This window comes from Pseudomonas sp. JUb52, from assembly GCF_004341115.1.
Lineage (GTDB): Bacteria > Pseudomonadota > Gammaproteobacteria > Pseudomonadales > Pseudomonadaceae > Chryseomonas > Chryseomonas oryzihabitans.
This window is the reverse complement of sequence record NZ_SLYS01000001.1, coordinates 605,601-620,163: the sequence shown is the minus strand read 5'-3', so window position 1 is coordinate 620,163 and position 14,563 is coordinate 605,601. Positions and strand designations below refer to the sequence as shown.

Here is a 14,563-nt window from a genome sequence, read left to right as displayed (position 1 = left end):
TCAGGTGGAGCGCTCGACGAACTCGGTGGCCGGCGAGCCATCGGCATTGTGCTGACGGATCACCGCCGGGCGCCCTTCCGTGTCCAGCAGCACCTGGCCGATGCCGGCACCGTTCCACAGTCGCTCGCCGGCCTCGCGGCGATCCGGCAGGCGCGGCTGCAGCTCCCAGCGGCGGCGCTTGGTGAAGCCGTTGAGCGGTGACCAGGGCGCATAGAGCCAGCGATTGAGCCGGTCCAGGGTGGCCAGCAGGCGCGGCGGAAATTCGTTCTTGATGCCGCTGCTGGTGATCTGCCAGAGCCGCGGCTCACCGCGTCGGTCCCGGATGCGGATGTCGTAGACGAAGGAATAGTGCACGTCGCCGGAGAGCACCACGTAGTTGCCCGGGGTGCGGCGGTGGCGAAAGATGTTGAGCATGGTCTTGGCCGCCCCGGGGTGGGCCATCCAGTTTTCCGCATCCACCATCAGCGGCTGGCCGAACCAGGTGAAGATGCGCTGCACCGCCTCGATCAGCTTCACGCCGAACATGGGCGCGGCCGAGACGATCACCGCCGAGGGATGGTCCAGCAGGTCCTGCTGCAATTCGCAGAGGGCCTCCCAGTCCATCAGCCCCGAGGGGTGCTCCAGGCGCCGCTCGCTGCGCCAGCGACGGGTCCGGGTGTCCAGCACGATCAGCGGCGGGCTGGTCTTGAGCACGTAGTGCCAGCCCTGGAAGCGCAGCAGGTCGTCGATGCAGGCGTTCTGCGTCGCACATTCCAGCTTGCCGTCGTCCCCCGCCGTGTCCAGCAGCCGAGCCGTGGCCGTCAGGGGTTCGGCCACGGCTTCGGGGGCGTTGCCCCAGGCCTGGCAGAGCAGATAGGCCAGCAGCGCATTGCCAAGGATGCGCTGGGAAAAGGGATGGCCGTAGGCGGTCTCCTCCCAGCGTGCGGAGAGATTCCAGTCGTCGGTGACGTCGTGGTCGTCGAAGATCATCAGCGTCGGCACCCCGGCCAGGGCCCGCGCCGCCTGGGGCAGGGTCGCGACGAAGCCCTCGATGCAGCGCGACTCGGCGGCGTAGCGCTCACCGTCCTTGGCATCGAGCGCCGGTGGCACGACCTCGATCAGCGTCCAGGGCGTCGGCGACCAGCAGAGCAGATAGAGCGCCAGCACCTCGCCCAGGGTCACCAGGTGGTTGTGGGCATTGGTGGAGGTGAAGATGGGTTTCTCCACCCCGCCGAAGAATTTCTCGCGCAGCGCCCGGTTGGACTTGAAGGCCGGCAGCAGGTCCTCGCGGTGATAGAGGTTGGCGGCATGGGCCATCAGCGCCTCGCTGTCCGCCACCACCGCCCCTTCGAGGTCTTCGCCATAGAGTCCGAGGCGGCGGATCAGCGCCTGCACCGCCAGCAGCATCGGCCCGGCGACGTCATCGGCATAGACCTGATCGCCCGTGAGCAGCAAGGCCGCGGGCCGCTCCTGGGGCGTCGTGCAGCCCTGCAGCAGGCGATCCACCGCAATCAGGCCATCGGCCGAGGCATGGTGGGGCTTGCGGCAGGAGCCATGCAGCAGATGATCGAAACGCGCGCGCAAGACGAAGCGCGGCAGTTCGCCCGCGGCGGATAGCAGGTGCGGCGCCCAGTCGCGGATACCGCCTGCAGCCAGCTGGACGTCGTATTGGATGAAGGCGTCTACCGGCAACTCGGTCGCTGGCCGGACTTCGATCAGCTGCAGATAGGCGTGCTCGCCCAAACGCAGGCAGCGGATCTCGTTGGTGACCTCGAGCTCGGTGTCCTCTTGCCACAGCCGCGGGACAGGCGCTTCGGCGATAGTGGTCACCAGCCAGAGCAGCAACCGGGAGGCCTCGGTGCGCCGCAGCAGCGGGCCGGCCAACACCGGGGGCAAGGTAGGGGTAGCGCTCATGGGGTCTCCTGTAGCCACGGAACTGACCACTATGCCGCGCCGCGATTCCGCCTGCAGCCGCCGCCTGGCTACAAAGTTTGAGCACGCGTCACAGTCGGCCTAGAATTCGCTCCCTTTTCTTCGCCTTCCGGGCCCGTCATGACCTTTGCCGACCTCGGCCTCATAGATCCGCTGTTGCAGGCGCTCAGCGCCCTGGAGCACAGCTCCCCTACCCCCATCCAGCGCCAGGCCATCCCGGTGGTGCTGGCCGGTCGCGACCTGCTGGCCGCCGCCCAGACCGGCACCGGCAAGACCGGCGCCTTCGGGCTGCCGCTCTTGCAGCGACTGGTGCAGGAAGGCCCGGCCGTGGCGCCCAACCATATCCGCGCCCTGATCCTCACCCCCACCCGCGAGCTGGCCGAGCAAGTCCATGCCAGTCTGCGCGACTATGCCCAGCACCTGCCCCTGCGCACGGCCGTGGCCTACGGTGGCGTGAGCATCAATCCGCAGATGATGAAGCTGCGCAAGGGCGTGGACGTGCTGGTGGCGACGCCGGGCCGGCTGCTCGACCTGTTCAGTCAGAACGCCGTGCGCTTCGACCAGGTGCAACTGCTGGTGCTGGACGAAGCAGATCGCATGCTCGACCTGGGCTTTTCCCGGCAACTGGGCGAGCTGTTCGTCATGCTGCCGCGCAAGCGCCAGACCCTGCTGTTCTCGGCGACCTTCTCCGACGCCGTGCGCCAGCTGGCCGCCCCCGTGCTGCGCGATCCCCAGACCCTCGACGTGAGTCCGCGCAACACCGCCGCCGTCACCGTCAAGCAGTGGGTGGTGCCGGTCGACAAGAAGCGCAAGACCGAACTCTTCCTGCACCTCTATCGCAGCGGTCGCCACGGCCAGGTGCTGGTGTTCGCCAAGACCCGCAAGGGTGTGGAGCAACTGGTGGAGGCGCTGCAGGCCGAGGGGCTGGCAGCGGAATCCATCCATGGCGACAAGCCCCAGCCCGCGCGGCTGCGTGCCCTCGCCCGCTTCAAGGCCGGCGAGGCCGACATCCTGGTGGCTACCGACGTGGCCGCCCGTGGCCTGGACATCCAGGACCTGCCGCTGGTGGTCAACCTGGACCTGCCCATCGTCGCCGAGGACTATGTCCACCGCATCGGCCGGACCGGGCGCGCCGGCAACCAGGGCCAGGCGGTGTCCCTGGTGTGCGCCGATGAAGTGGAGCAACTGGCGGCCATCGAGACCCTGATCGGCCAGATCCTCACGCGCCGCGACGAGCCGGACTTCATCCCCGACCATCGCGTGCCCCAGACCAGCCCCGGCGGCCTGGTCATGAAGAAACCCAAGAAGCCGAAGAAACCCAAGGTGGGCGGTCCGGTATCCGACAAGCCCCTGGGCCGCTGGGTGGAAGACGGCAAGCCCAAGGTCAAGTCGGTGCGCAAGGCGCCCGGCTTCGGCAAGGCCCGCAAGAAGCCGTAAGGCAGCGAGCCCCGTAGCCTGGAAAACCGCGTAGCGTTTTCCAGGGAAGGCCTGACACCGGCGCCTTAGGTCTACGTGGACAAGGCTGCGCCGTCATCCACCCTACGACTGCGACGCACTCCGTAGCCTGGAAAACCGCGCAGCGCTTTCCAGGGAAGGCCTGACCCCGGCGGCGCCTTAGGTCTACGTGGACAAGGCTGCGCCGTTATCCACCCTACGACTGCGACGCACCCCGTAGCCTGGAAAACCGCGCAGCGTTTTCCAGGGAAGGCTTGACCCCGGCGCCTTAGGTCTACGTAAACAAGGCTGCGCCATTGTCCACCCTATGACTGCGACGCACCCCGTAGCCTGGAAAACCGCGCAGCGTTTTCCAGGGAAGGAGCTGCTCTGGGCGTCATGCGTGTGCGTGGACAAGGCTGCGCCGTTGTCCACCCTACGACTGCGACGCACCCCGTAGCCCGGAAAACCGCGCAGCGTTTTCCAGGGAAGGCCTGAACCCGGCGCCTTAGGTCTACGTGGACAAGGCTGCGCCGTTGTCCACCCTACGACTGCGACGCACCCCGTAGCATGGAAAACCGCGCAGCGTTTTCCGGGAAAGGAGCTGCTCTGGGCGCCATGCGTGTGCGTGGACAAGGCTGCGCCGTTGTCCACCCTACGACTGCGACGCACCCCGTAGCCTGGAAAACCGCACAGCGTCTTTCGGGGATCGGAGAGGGGAACAGGTGAGATCGGGTGGCTGACGCAGAACCGTCATCCACCCGATCGTAGACCTATTCCGCCAGGCGCCAGGTGGTGCCGCCCTTGCCGTCTTCCAGCACCACGCCCAGGGCGGTGAGCTGGTCGCGGATGCGGTCGGATTCCGCCCAGTTCTTCTCGGCACGAGCAGCAAGGCGCGCCTGGATCAGCGCCTCGACCTCGGCCGCATCCACCCGGCCCGCCGCATCGGCGCGCAGGAAGGCTTCCGGCTCCAACTGCAGCACGCCCAGCACCTCACCCAGTTCGCGCAGACGTCCGGCCAGGCCAGCCGCCGCGGCGGGATCGCTCTCGCGCAGGCGATTGATCTCGCGGGCCAGCTCGAACAGCACGCCACAGGCACCGGCGGTGTTGAAGTCGTCGTCCATGCACTGGGCGAAGCGCTCGGCGTAGCCCTCGCCGCCTTGCGCAGGAGCCTGCGGCAGCCCCTTGAGCGAGTGGTAAAAACGCTCCAGGGCGCCCTTGGCTTCGCGCAGGTTGTCTTCCGAATAGTTGATCGGACTGCGGTAGTGGCTGGCGATCAGCAGGTAACGCACCACCTCGGGGTGATACTTCTCCAGCACCTCGCGCAGGGTGAAGAAGTTGCCCAGGGACTTGGACATCTTCTCGCCGTTGATGGTGATCATCCCGCAGTGCAGCCAGGCATTGGCGTAGGTCTTGCCGGTGGCCGCCTCGCTCTGGGCGATCTCGTTCTCGTGGTGCGGGAATTCCAGGTCGTTGCCGCCGCCGTGGATGTCGAAGGTCTCCCCCAGGCAGCAGGTGGACATCACCGAGCACTCGATGTGCCAACCCGGACGCCCGGCGCCCCAGGGCGACGGCCAGCTCGGCTCGCCCGGCTTGGCAGCCTTCCACAGCACGAAGTCCAGCGGATCTTCCTTGGCCTCGCCCGGCTCGATGCGGGCGCCGATGCGCAGGTCCTCGACACGCCGCCGCGACAGCTTGCCGTAGCCGGCGAACCGATTGACCCGGTAGTAGACGTCGCCGTTGCCCGCGGCATAGGCGTAGCCCTTGTCGATCAGGGTCTGGATCATGGCGTGCATGCCATCGATATGATCGGTGGCGCGCGGCTCCTGGTCGGGCTTGCGGATGTTCAGCCGCGCCTCGTCCTCGTGCATCGCCTCGATCATCCGCGCCACCAGGTCGGTGAAGGGCTCACCGTTGGCGTTGGCGCGGTTGATGATCTTGTCGTCGATGTCGGTGATGTTGCGCACGTAGGTCAGGTCGTAGCCGCTATGGCGCAGCCAGCGGGTGATGACGTCGAAGGCCACCATGCTGCGGCCATGGCCCAGGTGGCAGTAGTCATAGACGGTCATGCCGCAGACGTACATGCGCACCTGCCCCGGCACCAGCGGCGTGAAGGCTTCCTTGGTCTTGGTCAGGGTGTTGTAGAGGTGCAGCGCCATCATTGCCCCCAGGAATCGCGCAGGGTCACGGTGCGGTTGAACACCGGCTTGCCGGGCGCCGAATCCTTGAGATCGACGCAGAAGTAGCCTTCGCGCTCGAACTGGAAACGGTCTTCCGGCTGGGCCTGGGCCAGCGACGGCTCGGCGCGGCAGCCCTTGAGCACCACCAGGGACTCGGGGTTGATGTTGTCGAGGAAGCTGCCGCCCTCCTCGCTCTTCTCCGGCTGGGCCGAACGGAACAGCCGATCGTAGAGGCGTACCTCGCATTCCACGCTGCCTTCGGCCGGCACCCAGTGGATCACGCCCTTGACCTTGCGGCCTTCGGGGTTCTTGCCCAGGGTGTCCGGATCGTAGCTGCAGCGCAGTTCGACGACGTTGCCGTCGGCGTCCTTGATGGCTTCGTCGGCGCGGATCACGTAGCTGCCGCGCAGGCGCACCTCGCCACCCGGCTCCAGGCGCTTGTAGCCCTTGGGCGGATTCTCTTCGTAGTCGCCCTGGTCGATGTACAACTCGCGGGTGAAGGGCAGCTGGCGCACGCCCAGGTCCTGCTTGGGATGCCGTGCCAGTTCCAGATTTTCCACCTGGCCCTCGGGGTAGTTGGTGATCACCACCTTGAGGGGCTTGAGCACGCACATGGCGCGCGGGGCATTCTGGTCCAGGTCCTCGCGGATGGCGAATTCCAGCATGGCCACGTCGACCACGCCGTTGGAGCGGGTCACGCCGATCATCTCGCAGAAATTGCGGATGGCGGCTGGGGTGTAGCCGCGACGGCGATAGCCCGACAGGGTCGACATGCGCGGATCGTCCCAGCCCTGCACGTGGCCCTCGTCCACCAGCTGCTTGAGCTTGCGCTTGCTGGTGACGGTGTAGTTCAGGTTGAGGCGGGCGAATTCGTACTGGCGCGGCTGCGCCGGCACCGGCAGCTTGGCCAGGAACCATTCGTACAGCGGACGATGGTCTTCGAATTCCAGGGTGCAGATGGAGTGGGTCACGCCCTCCAGGGCATCGGACTGGCCATGGGTGAAGTCATAGCTTGGATAGATGCACCAGGCATCGCCGGTCTGGTGGTGATGGGCATGGCGGATGCGATAGAGGATGGGATCGCGCAGGTTCATGTTGGGCGAGGCCATGTCGATCTTGGCGCGCAGCACCTTTTCGCCGTCCTTGAATTCGCCGGCCTTCATGCGGGCGAAGAGGTCCAGGTTCTCGGCCACCGAACGGTCGCGGAAGGGGCTGTTGCGACCCGGCTCGGTGAGGCTGCCGCGGTATTCGCGGGCCTGCTCGGGGGTGAGGTCGCAGACATAGGCCAGGCCCTGCTCGATCAGGTTCACGGCCCAGGCGTAGAGCTGGTCGAAATAGCTGGAGGCGTAGCGCACCTCGCCGGCCCAGTCGAAGCCCAGCCAGTGCACATCGCTCTTGATGGCGTCGATGTATTCCTGGTCTTCCTTGGCCGGGTTGGTGTCGTCGAAACGCAGATGGCAGTCGCCGCCGAATTCCTTGGCCAGGCCGAAGTTCACGCAGATCGACTTGGCGTGGCCGATGTGCAGGTAGCCGTTGGGCTCCGGGGGGAAACGGGTGACGATCTTGGCCTGCTTGCCGGCGTCCAGGTCAGCCTGGACGATCTGCCGCAGGAAATGCGCGGGGGCGGCTTTGGCGGCGGTGGACGAGTCGGAAGTCGGCTTGCTCATGGGATCCTTAACTGGGCAGACGCACGGCCAGGGTAGGCCGGGCAAAGGTAAACCCGTATCATAGCCCAACCCGTCAAGTCCCGGCGAAACCCTTGAGGCCCTCGCCGGGTCTGGATGCTGTCCCCCTTAGCTACGGATTCGCTGCCATGATCAAGCTGCACACCAACCACGGCGTCATCACCCTGGAACTCTTCGAGGACAAGGCGCCCGAAACCGCGGCCAATTTCAAGGAATACGTCAAGAGCGGTCACTACGACGGCACCATCTTCCACCGTGTGATCAGCAACTTCATGGTCCAGGGCGGTGGTTTCGAGCCGGGCATGAAGCAGAAGCCGACCCGCGCCCCGATCAAGAACGAAGCCAACAATGGCGTCTCCAACGCGATCGGTACCGTCGCCATGGCCCGCACCATGGACCCGCACTCCGCCTCGGCGCAGTTCTTCATCAACGTGTCCGACAACACCTTCCTCAACCACACCGCGCCCACCAGCCAGGGCTGGGGCTATGCGGTGTTCGGCAAGGTCGTCGAGGGCATGGACGTGGTCAACGCCATCAAGGGCGTCGCCACCACCAGCAAGGCCGGTCACCAGGACGTGCCGAGCGAAGACGTGATCATCGAGAAGGCCGAGATCGTCGAGTGATCCTACTGGTCTCCGACCTGCATCTCGAACCGCAACGCCCGGACCTGGTCCGGGCGTTTTTGCATCTCCTCGAAACCCGTGCCCGCGGTGCCGAGGCCCTGTACATCCTTGGCGATCTGTTCGAAGCCTGGATCGGTGACGACGCCATGGGCGCCTTCGAGCAGGAGATCGCCAGCGCCCTGCGCCAGCTGGCCGACAGCGGCACGGCCATCCACCTGATGCATGGCAATCGCGACTTTCTCATCGGCAAGACCTTTTGCCGCCAGGCCGGTTGCCGCCTGCTGCCGGATCGCCATATCGCCGACTTCCACGGCCGTCGCGTGCTGCTGATGCATGGCGACACCCTCTGCACCCGCGACGAGGGCTACCAGAAGCTGCGCCGCATCCTGCGCAATCCCCTCACCCTCTTCGTCCTGCGCCACCTGCCGCTGGCCAGCCGCCAAAAGCTGGCGCGCAAGCTGCGCAGCGAGAGTCGCCAGCAGACCCGCGCCAAGGCCATGGACATCACCGATGTCACCGAGGCCGAAGTCGAGCGGGAAATGCGCGCCGCCCGGGTGACGACACTGATCCATGGCCATACCCACAGACCCGCTCGCCATGAGCTGCTGCTCGATGGCCAGCCGGCCGAACGTATCGTGCTGGGCGATTGGGACCGTCGCGGCTGGGTGCTGGAGGCCAGCGCAGCGGGCCTGAGCCAGGTCGATTTCGCCCTCGACGAACGGTAATGACGCAGCCAGGGGGGCCTGGCTTGCCTGCCGCAAGTCCCTGACCGGCAAGGCAATCCTGCTCGGCTACCCGGTCTCGGCCGCTCGGGCTGCGACCGATCGTCACATGGCGACTACAGAAATCCGCGCAGGCGACCGATGACGAGGGTGTAAGGAGATGTAACCCTTTTCCGCGGAGACGCCCATGCAACTCGACACCCTCTTTGCCCAGCTGCACAACCTGCCCAACGTCCCCGAAGTGGCGCAGGTCCTGATCCGGCAATTCGACGATCCCAACACCAGCATCGAAACCCTGTCGCGCACCGTGTCGCGCGACCCGGTCATCGCCGCCAAGGTGCTGCGCCTGGCCAACTCGGCGCGCTTCCGCGGCGCCCGCGAATCTACCAGCATCGAAGACGCAGCCCTGCGCCTGGGCTTCAACACCCTGCGCACCCTGGTCCTGGCTTCGGCCTTCGCCGGCGGCTTCAAGGCCGCACCCGGCTTCGATCTGCAGGCCTTCTGGTACAACAGCTTCCTGGTCGCCAGCCTGTGCAAGCCGCTGGCCAAGCAGGCCGGCCTGGACCAGGAAACCGCCTTCACCTGCGGCATGCTGCATGACATCGGCGAGTTGCTGATCCAGAGCGGTGCGCCCGAACTGGCCCCCAGCCTGGCCGGTCGTGCCACCGCCAGCAGCCATCGCGCCGCCGACGAGACCCTGCAACTGGGCTTCGGCTATCCGGAGGTGGGCGCCGAGCTGGCACGTCGCTGGCAGCTGCCCCAGGTGCTGCGCGACGCCATCGGCTATCAGGCCCGCCCGCTGCAGGCGCCGGAAGGCAATGGCTATGCGCTGATCGTGGCCCAGGCGGTTGCCGTGGCCGAGGTGCTGCACGAGAATGCCGGCGACAGCAAGGTGCAGGACCTGAGCGGTCCGCTGTTCGCCAGCATCGACCTGGAACAGCTGACGGCCGTGCTGCCCAACGCCCGGGATACCGCCGCGACCTTCGCCCAGGCCGCCTGATCCCCGGAGGGCCTGGCCAAATCGCAGGCAAGAAAAAACCCCTGGAGCTGGGCTCTCAGGGGTTCTCTCAGATCTGGCGGTGAGGGAGGGATTCGAACCCTCGATAAGATTTCTCCTATACACACTTTCCAGGCGTGCTCCTTCAACCGCTCGGACACCTCACCAGATTTGCTCAGTGGCTGCATCTGCATCACCGAGGCGCGCAACTATAGGCAAAGGCGATTTCGATGGCAAGCTTTTTCTTCAATCGATTCATACATTTGCATTCAAGACCTGAAAGGGGCTCCACCCTGCCCCGTTCACGGGATGACCGGTTGGTCGCTCTCCCGTTGCCTTGAGCCCCTGTTACCTCCGACCAACGGTAGCGTCGCACGCATTTTCCTAATCGCCTGAAAGCAAAGGGAAAATCCCCTGGTACGACATTTCTGATAACCGCCTGGCCGGTTATCGCCACAAAACTGAAATTTATGTTCTATAGCTACTGGATAGTGCTCAAGCCTGCGGGTATCAGTAACTGCATGCCGCTGTTGCGCAAGCGCTTCCCGCTGAAGACGTAAAGGCTCTAAACAGCTAACAATAAAGGCCCCGAGTCATGTTCAAGAATCCCGTCCCCAAGTGGCGCCAGGCGAGTTTCGTGGTCATCGTCACCACCGTCGTGCTGGTCATCCCCAACCTCTCGCGGTTCTTTGGCTGATCCCTAGCGCCAATAGTCCGCGGGTGCTGCCGGCAAGGCTGCCAGCAGATCACGCAGCCCCTCCCCCCAGCCCTTGCGCAGGGCCTGGAAGTAGGGATCCTGTTCGTCGATTCGATGACTGCTGACCTGCGCCAGTCGATCGCGCGGATAGACCACCAGATCCAGCGGTAGCCCCACCGACAGGTTGCTGCGAATGGTGGCGTCGTAGGACAGCAGCGCGCAGCGCAGGGCTTCCTCCAGCGGCGTCGCGAAGGTCAGCGCCCGATCCAGGATGGGTTTGCCGTATTTGCTCTCGCCGATCTGGAAGTAAGGCGTGTCCTCGGTGGCGCTGATGAAGTTGCCATGGGGATAGAGATTGAACAGCTCCGGCTCCGCACCACGGATCTGCCCACCCAGCAGAAAGGAACAGCTCAGGTCCAGGCCGTGACCGCTGGGCGCATCCTCGGCATCGCGCTGCAGGACCTCGCGCAGGGTCTGCCCCAGCAGCCGGGCGGCGTCGTACAGGGTGGGTACGCCGTGCAGATTGTCCTGCTCGCTGTCCAGGCGCTGTCGCAGCAGACTCATGACCGCCTGGGAGGTGGCCAGATTGCCTGCCGACTGGATGACGATCAGGCGCTCGCCGGGGATGCGGAACAGGTGCAGCTTGCGAAAGGTGGCGATGTTGTCGACCCCGGCATTGGTGCGGGAATCGGCGACGAATACCAGGCCATCTTGCAGTTTCATGGCGACGCAATAGGTCATGCGAACCTCGGCTGATCGAACGGTCGACGCGACAGCGCCCGACAGCAAAAGAAAAGACGGCCCTTGGCCGCCTTTTCGTCTGCTGCGGGCAGCAGCGATTATTGCTGTTGCTGCGCCTGCTGCAAGGGCTCGACCAGCACCTTGGCCTCCATGTGCTCCACCCCGCCGCCGCGGCGCATGCCGCGTACCGGACAGGCATCCAGGTAGTCGAGGCCGATGGCCAGGCGCAGGTGCCGCTCCGGCCGGGCCAGGCGATTGGTGACGTCGTAGCTGTACCAGGCGCCGTCATGCCAGGCTTCCGCCCAGGCGTGGCTGGAGAGGTGCGCGCTGTCGTCGGTGCACAGATAGCCGGACACATAGCGCGCCGGGATGCCCAGGCTGCGGGCGCAGGCCAGGAAGGCATGGGCATGGTCCTGGCAGACCCCGGCGCCCTTGGCGAAGGCCTGGGCGGCATTGCCGTCCACTTCCGTGGAACCGGGCAGATAGGTCATGCGCTCATGTAGCCGCTCCATCAGCTGGATCAGGGTGGCGCGATCGCGGCGACCATCGCAGACCTCGCGGGCGAAGGCCGTCAGCGCCTCGTCGGCCTCGGTCAGCCGGGTCTGGCGCAGGAAGGGAAAGGCCGAGGCCTGGCAGGGCTCGGCCTCGAAGGCCTCGTCGATCTCCACCTGACCGCTGGCGGTGATGGTGATGGCGTCGTGCGGCGTATCCAGGGTCAGCACATGCAGGATGTTGCCGAAGGGATCGCGCTGCGCCCGCGCCGGCCGTGGCAGCGCCAGCCCCCAACCAAGGATCCGCTGACGGGCGTCGTCCTGGGGCGTGAGCCGCAGGTACTGGATGCTGGCGCGTACCTGGTCGGCGTAGCGATACAGGGTTTCGTGATGGATCGCGAGTCTCATACGGTCTCCAGGTAAGCGGTGTTGATGGCGCTGCCGAGCTGGCGGACATGGACGATGAAGTCGCCGATCCAGGCATGGAGTCCTTCTTCGAGCACCTCATCGATGCTGGTGTAGCGCAGCCTGGCTTCCAGACCGGCCGCCAGGCGCTTGGCCTCGCGGCCGTTCTCGCCGGGCAGACTGGCCAGCACCCGGTGCAGTTCGATCACGCAGGCCAGCAGCGAGCGCGGCAGGTCTTCCTGCAACAGCAGCAGCTCGGCGCCATTGCGCACGTTGAGGGCATCGCGATAGAGCTCGGTGTAGGCCTCGAAGGCACTCAGGGCGCGTAACAGGGCGCTCCACTGATAGAAGCCGCGGGCGGAGGCGTCGCTGATGGCTTCCGCCTCCTCTTCCCCCAGGACCTGGTAGCGGGCGTCGAGCATGCGCAGGGTGTTGTCGGCGCGCTCGACGAAGGTGCCCAGGCGGATGAAGCGATAGGCATCGTTTCTCATAATGGTGCCGACGGTGGCGCCGCGGAACAGGTGGGAACGCTCCTTGACCCATTCGCAGAATCGGCTGATGCCGAAGCGGATCAGGCCGGTGACGGCGATCTCGCGCATCTCCAGCCAGGTGGAGTTGACGTTCTCCCACATGTCCGCGGTGATGCGTCCACGCACCGCGTGGGCATTGCTGCGCGCGGCCTGCAGGCAGCAATAGATGCTGCCGGGGTTGCGCTCGTCCAAGGCAAAGAAGTGCAGCAGGCGCTCGGGGTGCAGGGCGCCGTGCTTTTCCCGGTAGTCATCCAGGGTGCCGGTGATGAGCAGCGGCATGGCCAGCTCGTCCAGGCCTCCGCCCTGCCCGCTCTGCGGCATCATCGACAGCGAATAGCTGACGTCCAGCATCCGCGCGAGATTCTCGGCGCGCTCCAGGTTGCGGGACATCCAGTACAGATCGGCAGCGGTACGACTCAACATGGTGGGGTCGCCTTTCAAAGGTCCTTGCGAGGCCGCCGGGGCGGCCACTGTTCTGTGGCGATCTAGTCCTGCACCACCCAGGTGTCCTTGGTGCCGCCGCCCTGGGAGGAATTCACCACCAGCGAGCCTTCGCGCAGGGCGACCCGGGTCAGGCCACCGGGCACCAGGCGCGTCTTGCGCCCGGACAGCACGAAGGGCCGCAGGTCGATGTGCCGCGGCGCGATGCCGTTCTCGACGAAGGTCGGGCAGGTGGACAGCGACAGGGTCGGCTGGGCGATGTAGGCGCTGGGATTGGCCTTGAGTCGGGCGCGGAAGGCTTCGATCTCCATGCTGCTGGCGGTGGGACCGACCAGCATGCCGTAGCCGCCGGAGCCATGGACCTCCTTGACCACCAGCTCGGGCAGGTTGGCCAGCACGTGGGACAGTTCGTCCGGCTTGCGGCACTGCCAGGTGGGCACGTTGTAGAGGATCGGCTCTTCGCTGAGATAGAAGCGGATCATCTCCGGGACATAGGGATAGATCGACTTGTCGTCGGCCACCCCGGTGCCGATGGCATTGGCCAGGATGACGTTGCCGGCGCGATAGGCCGCCAGCAGGCCGGGCACGCCAAGCAGGGAATCCGGATTGAAGGCCAGGGGATCGAGGAAGGCGTCGTCGAGGCGGCGATAGATGACGTCGACCTTCTGGAAGCCCGAGGTGGTGCGCATGAACACCTGTTCGTCGCGCACCAGCAGATCGGCGCCCTCCACCAGCTCCACGCCCATCTCGCGGGCCAGGAAGGCGTGCTCGAAGTAGGCGCTGTTGAAGCGACCCGGGGTGAGGACCGCCACCGTGGGGTTGTTGACCGGGGTGGAACTGCGCAGGGTGTCGAGCAGCAGATTCGGATAGTGGTCGATGGGCGCGATGCGCTCCAAGGTGAACAGCTCGGGAAACAGCCGCATCATCATCTTGCGGTTCTCGAGCATGTAGGACACCCCGCTGGGGGTGCGCAGGTTGTCTTCCAGCACGTAGTAGGCACCATCGCCATCACGCACCAGGTCGACCCCGGCGATATGGGCATAGATGCCATTGGGCAGGTCCAGCCCCTGCATCGCCAGCTGGTACTGATCGTTGGCCAGCACCTGCTCGGCGGGGATGACCCCGGCCTTGATGATGCGCTGGTCGTGATAGAGGTCGTGGAGAAAGAGATTCAGTGCCTGGACGCGCTGGATGCAGCCGCGCTCGATGATCTGCCATTCGCTGGCGGGTATGGCCCGCGGCAGGGCATCGAAGGGAATCAGGCGCTCGGTGCCCTGCTCGTCGCCATAGAGGGTGAAGGTGATACCGGCGCGATGGAACAGCAGATCGGCTTCGCGCCGCCGCTGGGCCAGGAGTTCCGGGGGTGTCTCGCTCAGCCATTGCGCATAGCGACCATAGTGCGGTCGGCATTGCGCCTGGACGTCATACATCTCGTTATACAGTTGGCGGCTCATGCCGATCTCCTTGTCACCCACGGTGCAGCTTCGCAAGCCGCGTGCCAGCGCAGGAGGCTTGTAGATCAAGCTCTTGCGCGGCATCGGGTCGCGCGGTGCACCAAAGCCAGGCACGTAAGCGTGCGCATGCACCGCAACGTTTCCGTCATGAGCCTAAGACGGTGCGGCCGGCGGAAAGTGCGATGATTGAGCGGCGGAGTGATTTCAGAGGGTGAGACGGGCATCCCTGGCGGGATGCCGCCTCGGCGCGGC

The 14,563-nt window shown here is 65.7% G+C and carries 11 protein-coding genes and 1 tRNA gene; 4 read left to right on the top strand and 8 right to left on the bottom strand.

Annotated features, from left to right (window positions below):
* Positions 1 to 1,893 carry an alkaline phosphatase family protein gene (locus EC839_RS03040; protein WP_132832146.1) on the bottom strand — a complete coding sequence of 631 codons (1,893 nt, stop codon included), beginning with the start codon at positions 1,891 to 1,893 and terminating at the stop codon, positions 1 to 3.
* 138 nt (positions 1,894 to 2,031) lie between these two features.
* Here EC839_RS03040 and EC839_RS03035 point away from each other — a divergent pair, with 138 nt between their 5' ends.
* Positions 2,032 to 3,348, top strand: coding sequence for a DEAD/DEAH box helicase (locus EC839_RS03035; protein WP_132832145.1), 1,317 nt, complete (start codon positions 2,032 to 2,034; stop codon positions 3,346 to 3,348).
* 770 nt (positions 3,349 to 4,118) lie between these two features.
* On the opposite strand, the gene cysS is transcribed toward EC839_RS03035, so the two are convergent.
* Both cysS and EC839_RS03025 read right to left on the bottom strand, forming a co-directional pair.
* Positions 4,119 to 5,504 carry a cysteine--tRNA ligase gene (gene cysS, locus EC839_RS03030; RefSeq protein ID WP_027601871.1) on the bottom strand — a complete coding sequence of 462 codons (1,386 nt, stop codon included), beginning with the start codon at positions 5,502 to 5,504 and terminating at the stop codon, positions 4,119 to 4,121.
* Positions 5,504 to 7,192 carry a glutamine--tRNA ligase/YqeY domain fusion protein gene (locus EC839_RS03025; protein WP_132832144.1) on the bottom strand — a complete coding sequence of 563 codons (1,689 nt, stop codon included), beginning with the start codon at positions 7,190 to 7,192 and terminating at the stop codon, positions 5,504 to 5,506. Before EC839_RS03025 ends, cysS begins: the two co-directional genes overlap by 1 nt.
* A gap of 146 nt (positions 7,193 to 7,338) precedes the next feature.
* Between EC839_RS03025 and EC839_RS03020 the strand changes: the two genes are divergently transcribed.
* From EC839_RS03020 to EC839_RS03010, 3 genes are all read left to right on the top strand, one after another.
* Positions 7,339 to 7,833 (top strand): peptidylprolyl isomerase, encoded by a 495-nt coding sequence (locus tag EC839_RS03020; RefSeq protein WP_007158996.1) that lies wholly within the window; start codon positions 7,339 to 7,341, stop codon positions 7,831 to 7,833.
* Positions 7,830 to 8,558 (top strand): UDP-2,3-diacylglucosamine diphosphatase, encoded by a 729-nt coding sequence (gene lpxH, locus EC839_RS03015; protein WP_132832143.1) that lies wholly within the window; start codon positions 7,830 to 7,832, stop codon positions 8,556 to 8,558. The genes EC839_RS03020 and lpxH overlap by 4 nt, the downstream gene beginning before the upstream one ends.
* A gap of 184 nt (positions 8,559 to 8,742) precedes the next feature.
* The gene (locus tag EC839_RS03010) at positions 8,743 to 9,555 is read left to right on the top strand and encodes an HDOD domain-containing protein (RefSeq protein WP_132832142.1); all 813 of its coding nucleotides are present in this window, start codon (positions 8,743 to 8,745) and stop codon (positions 9,553 to 9,555) included.
* Between the two features lie 74 nt (positions 9,556 to 9,629).
* On the opposite strand, the gene EC839_RS03005 is transcribed toward EC839_RS03010, so the two are convergent.
* The 5 genes from EC839_RS03005 to EC839_RS02985 form a co-directional block, all read right to left on the bottom strand.
* Positions 9,630 to 9,719, bottom strand: a tRNA-Ser gene (locus tag EC839_RS03005).
* Positions 9,720 to 10,252: 533 nt separating this feature from the next.
* Positions 10,253 to 10,990 (bottom strand): proteasome-type protease, encoded by a 738-nt coding sequence (locus tag EC839_RS03000; protein WP_132832141.1) that lies wholly within the window; start codon positions 10,988 to 10,990, stop codon positions 10,253 to 10,255.
* 98 nt (positions 10,991 to 11,088) lie between these two features.
* Entirely contained in the window at positions 11,089 to 11,889 is an 801-nt protein-coding gene (locus EC839_RS02995; RefSeq protein WP_132832140.1) for a transglutaminase family protein, read from the bottom strand.
* Positions 11,886 to 12,839, bottom strand: a complete 954-nt coding sequence (locus EC839_RS02990; protein WP_007159008.1) for an alpha-E domain-containing protein — start codon at positions 12,837 to 12,839, stop codon at positions 11,886 to 11,888. Before EC839_RS02990 ends, EC839_RS02995 begins: the two co-directional genes overlap by 4 nt.
* A 62-nt stretch (positions 12,840 to 12,901) precedes the next feature.
* Positions 12,902 to 14,311 (bottom strand): circularly permuted type 2 ATP-grasp protein, encoded by a 1,410-nt coding sequence (locus EC839_RS02985; protein ID WP_007159009.1) that lies wholly within the window; start codon positions 14,309 to 14,311, stop codon positions 12,902 to 12,904.
* Positions 14,312 to 14,563: the final 252 nt, after the last annotated feature.

Excerpts from the sequence above, each read along its gene's own strand:
- EC839_RS03025 (WP_132832144.1), bottom strand. The coding sequence starts at position 7,192 with ATGAGCAAGCCGACTTCCGACTCGTCCACCGCCGCCAAAGCCGCCCCC.
- EC839_RS02995 (WP_132832140.1), bottom strand. The coding sequence starts at position 11,889 with ATGAGACTCGCGATCCATCACGAAACCCTGTATCGCTACGCCGACCAG.
- EC839_RS03000 (WP_132832141.1), bottom strand. The coding sequence starts at position 10,990 with ATGACCTATTGCGTCGCCATGAAACTGCAAGATGGCCTGGTATTCGTC.
- cysS (WP_027601871.1), bottom strand. The coding sequence starts at position 5,504 with ATGGCGCTGCACCTCTACAACACCCTGACCAAGACCAAGGAAGCCTTC.
- EC839_RS03020 (WP_007158996.1), top strand. The coding sequence starts at position 7,339 with ATGATCAAGCTGCACACCAACCACGGCGTCATCACCCTGGAACTCTTC.
- EC839_RS02985 (WP_007159009.1), bottom strand. The coding sequence starts at position 14,311 with ATGAGCCGCCAACTGTATAACGAGATGTATGACGTCCAGGCGCAATGC.
- EC839_RS03010 (WP_132832142.1), top strand. The coding sequence starts at position 8,743 with ATGCAACTCGACACCCTCTTTGCCCAGCTGCACAACCTGCCCAACGTC.
- EC839_RS02990 (WP_007159008.1), bottom strand. The coding sequence starts at position 12,839 with ATGTTGAGTCGTACCGCTGCCGATCTGTACTGGATGTCCCGCAACCTG.
- EC839_RS03035 (WP_132832145.1), top strand. The coding sequence starts at position 2,032 with ATGACCTTTGCCGACCTCGGCCTCATAGATCCGCTGTTGCAGGCGCTC.
- EC839_RS03040 (WP_132832146.1), bottom strand. The coding sequence starts at position 1,893 with ATGAGCGCTACCCCTACCTTGCCCCCGGTGTTGGCCGGCCCGCTGCTG.